The sequence below is a fragment of the Rivularia sp. UHCC 0363 genome (assembly GCF_034931125.1).
Lineage (GTDB): Bacteria > Cyanobacteriota > Cyanobacteriia > Cyanobacteriales > Nostocaceae > Rivularia.
In genome coordinates, this window is the sequence record NZ_JAYGHM010000142.1 from 1 (window position 1) to 4,068 (window position 4,068).

Here is a 4,068-nt window from a genome sequence, read left to right on the forward strand (position 1 = left end):
CGCCGCGTGAGGGAGGAAGGCTCTTGGGTTGTAAACCTCTTTTATCAAGGAAGATAATGACGGTACTTGATGAATCAGCATCGGCTAACTCCGTGCCAGCAGCCGCGGTAATACGGAGGATGCAAGCGTTATCCGGAATAATTGGGCGTAAAGCGTTCGTAGGTGGTTATGTAAGTCTGCTGTTAAAGCGTGTAGCTCAACTACATATAGGCAGTGGAAACTACATGACTAGAGTGCGTTCGGGGCAGAGGGAATTCCTGGTGTAGCGGTGAAATGCGTAGATATCAGGAAGAACACCGGTGGCGAAGGCGCTCTGCTAGGCCGCAACTGACACTGAGGGACGAAAGCTAGGGGAGCGAATGGGATTAGATACCCCAGTAGTCCTAGCTGTAAACGATGGATACTAGGCGTTGTCTGTATCGACCCGGACAGTGCCGTAGCTAACGCGTTAAGTATCCCGCCTGGGGAGTACGCACGCAAGTGTGAAACTCAAAGGAATTGACGGGGGCCCGCACAAGCGGTGGAGTATGTGGTTTAATTCGATGCAACGCGAAGAACCTTACCAAGGCTTGACATGTCCGGAATTTCTTGGAAACGAGAAAGTGCCTTCGGGAGCCGGAACACAGGTGGTGCATGGCTGTCGTCAGCTCGTGTCGTGAGATGTTGGGTTAAGTCCCGCAACGAGCGCAACCCTCGTTTTTAGTTGCCAGCACTTCGGGTGGGCACTCTAGAGAGACTGCCGGTGACAAACCGGAGGAAGGTGGGGATGACGTCAAGTCATCATGCCCCTTACGTCTTGGGCTACACACGTACTACAATGCTATGGACAAAGAGCAGCCAACCAGCGATGGTGCGCTAATCTCATAAACCATGGCTCAGTTCAGATCGCAGGCTGCAACTCGCCTGCGTGAAGTAGGAATCGCTAGTAATTGCAGGTCAGCATACTGCAGTGAATTCGTTCCCGGGCCTTGTACACACCGCCCGTCACACCATGGAAGTTGGTCATGCCCGAAGTCGTTACCCTAACCGTTCGCGGAGGGGGATGCCGAAGGTGGGACTGGTGACTGGGGTGAAGTCGTAACAAGGTAGCCGTACCGGAAGGTGTGGCTGGATCACCTCCTTTTAAGGGAGACCTAACCACTCATACACCGAAAGCAGAATGCGAATTAGGTGATGAGAAGGTATATCCCAGGTCGTGCGTAGATTAGGTAATTATAGCTTTCAAACAACTATATGTTCGGTTCGTAATGGGCTATTAGCTCAGGTGGTTAGAGCGCACCCCTGATAAGGGTGAGGTCCCTGGTTCGAGTCCAGGATGGCCCACCTGAACAATTTTAGATTTACGATTTTAGATTTTAGATTGATATATGTTAATCAAAAATCCAAGATTGAAAATCCAAAATATTCTAGGGGGTATAGCTCAGTTGGTAGAGCGCTGCCTTTGCAAGGCAGATGTCAGCGGTTCGAGTCCGCTTACCTCCACCAAAATCTTCTTATCTTCTATATATAAGTTAAGAAAAGATAGGTTAAATAAGGAAAATTTCAGCACCCAGACGATGAAAGTCGGAATGCTGGACTAGTTTCCAGTCAGAACCTTGAAAACTGCATATTTACGCGTATATCGATTGTGATACTCAGTTGGTAACAAATTAAATATATTGATAAGTAAAATTATTAATGATTTATGAGTTATGAGATGAGGAAGCAAGAGATGAAAAATGATTGACATATTAAGTGGTCAAGCTACAAAGGGCTAATGGTGGATACCTAGGCACGCAGAGGCGATGAAGGACGTGGCTACCGACGAAACGTTCCGGGGAGCTGGAAGCAAGCGATGAGCCGGAAATGTCCGAATAGGGCAACCTTAAATACAACCTACTGAATATATAGGTAGGAATGAGCGAACCCGGCGAACTGAAACATCTCAGTAGCCAGAGGAAAAGAAAACAAAAGTGATTCCCTAAGTAGTGGTGAGCGAACGGGGAGAAGCCTAAACCATATTGCTTGCAATATGGGGTAGTGGGACAGTGACATGGAATCCATAGATTAGATGAAGCAGCGAAATACTGCACCAGAGAAGGTGAAAGTCCTGTAGTCGAAAATTGATTGGATACTAACTGAATCCCGAGTAGCTAGGGGCACGTGAAATCCCTAGTGAATCAGCGAGGACCATCTCGTAAGGCTAAATACTACTGCGTGACCGATAGCGAAAAGTACCGCGAGGGAAAGGTGAAAAGAACCCCGGAAGGGGAGTGAAATAGAACATGAAACCATTAGCCTACAAGCAGTTGAAGCACGATTTAACGTGTGACAGCGTGCCTGTTGAAGAATGAGCCGGCGACTTATAGGTACTGGTAGGTTAAGGCGAGAATGCCGGAGCCAAAGGGAAACCGAGTCTGAATAGGGCGTTAATCAGTATTTATAGACCCGAACCCGGGTGATCTAACCATGTCCAGGATGAAGCTTGGGTAACACCAAGTGGAGGTCCGAACCGACTGATGTTGAAAAATCAGCGGATGAGGTGTGGTTAGGGGTGAAATGCCAATCGAACCCGGAGCTAGCTGGTTCTCCCCGAAATGTGTTGAGGCGCAGCGGTAACGATTATACCTGGGGGGTAAAGCACTGTTTCGGTGCGGGCTGCGAGAGCGGTACCAAATCGAGACAAACTCAGAATACCCAGAGAACACGTTGCCAGTGAGACGGTGGGGGATAAGCTTCATCGTCAAGAGGGAAACAGCCCAGACCACCAGCTAAGGTCCCAAAATCATCGCTAAGTGGCAAAGGAGGTGGGAGTGCATAGACAACCAGGAGGTTTGCCTAGAAGCAGCCATCCTTGAAAGAGTGCGTAATAGCTCACTGGTCAAGCGCTCCTGCGCCGAAAATGAATGGGACTAAGTGATGTACCGAAGCTGTGGACTTAGAAATAAGTGGTAGGGGAGCGTTCCATATGGGTAGAAGCAATAGCGGCAAGCAGTTGTGGACTGTATGGAAGTGAGAATGTCGGCTTGAGTAGCGAAAATATATGTGAGAATCATATACCCCGAAACCCTAAGGGTTCCTCCGCCAGGTTCGTCCTCGGAGGGTTAGCCGGGACCTAAGGCGAGGCTGAAAAGCGTAGTCGATGGACATAGGGTCAACAATCCCTAGCTATTAAGTGGGAGCATAGTCAGGACGCATCAAGGATAGCTACACCCTGATTGGATTGGGAGTCTTCTACGGAAGGCGCGTAGTGAAGAATAGTGCCAAGAAAAGCCGATTATGTGTTGAAAGCTTAGTACCCGTACCCTAAACCGACACAGGTAGGGAGGTTGAGTAAACTAAGGGGCGCGAGATAACTCTCTCTAAGGAACTCGGCAAAATGACCCCGTAACTTCGGAAGAAGGGGTGCCTGCGAGAGCAGGTCACAGTAAAGAGGCCCAGGCGACTGTTTACCAAAAACACAGGTCTCTGCAAACTCGTAAGAGGACGTATAGGGGCTGACGCCTGCCCAGTGCCGGAAGGTTAAGGAAGTCGGTCAGGGGGTAACCTTGAAGCTGACGACTGAAGCCCCGGTGAACGGCGGCCGTAACTATAACGGTCCTAAGGTAGCGAAATTCCTTGTCGGGTAAGTTCCGACCCGCACGAAAGGCGTAACGATCTGGGCACTGTCTCGGAGAGAGACTCGGCGAAATAGGAATGTCTGTGAAGATACGGACTACCTGCACCCGGACAGAAAGACCCTATGAAGCTTTACTGTAGTCTGGAATTGGCTTCGGGCTTGGCTTGCGCAGTATAGGTGGGAGGCGTTGAAGCATTCCTTGTGGGGAATGTGGAGCCAACAGTGAGATACCACTCTGGCGAAGCTAGAATTCTAACCTACTTCCGTTAGCCGGAAGAGGAACAGTTTCAGATGGGCAGTTTGACTGGGGCGGTCGCCTCCTAAAAGGTAACGGAGGCGCGCAAAGGTTCCCTCAGCACGCTTGGAAACCGTGCGTCGAGTGTAAAGGCATAAGGGAGCTTGACTGCGAGACTTACAAGTCGAGCAGGGTGGAAACACGGCCTTAGTGATCCGACGGTTCAGCATGGAAT

General features: G+C 49.8%; 2 tRNA genes and 2 rRNA genes. All 4 read left to right on the forward strand.

The features are described from left to right. Window positions 1-1,123 (forward strand): 16S ribosomal RNA (locus tag VB797_RS34740); the annotation flags it as partial. A 126-nt stretch (window positions 1,124-1,249) separates the two neighbouring features. Continuing rightward, window positions 1,250-1,323, forward strand: a tRNA-Ile gene (locus tag VB797_RS34745). A gap of 86 nt (window positions 1,324-1,409) precedes the next feature. Next, window positions 1,410-1,485: transfer RNA gene (locus VB797_RS34750), tRNA-Ala, on the forward strand. A 251-nt stretch (window positions 1,486-1,736) separates the two neighbouring features. After that, window positions 1,737-4,068 (forward strand): 23S ribosomal RNA (locus VB797_RS34755); the annotation flags it as partial.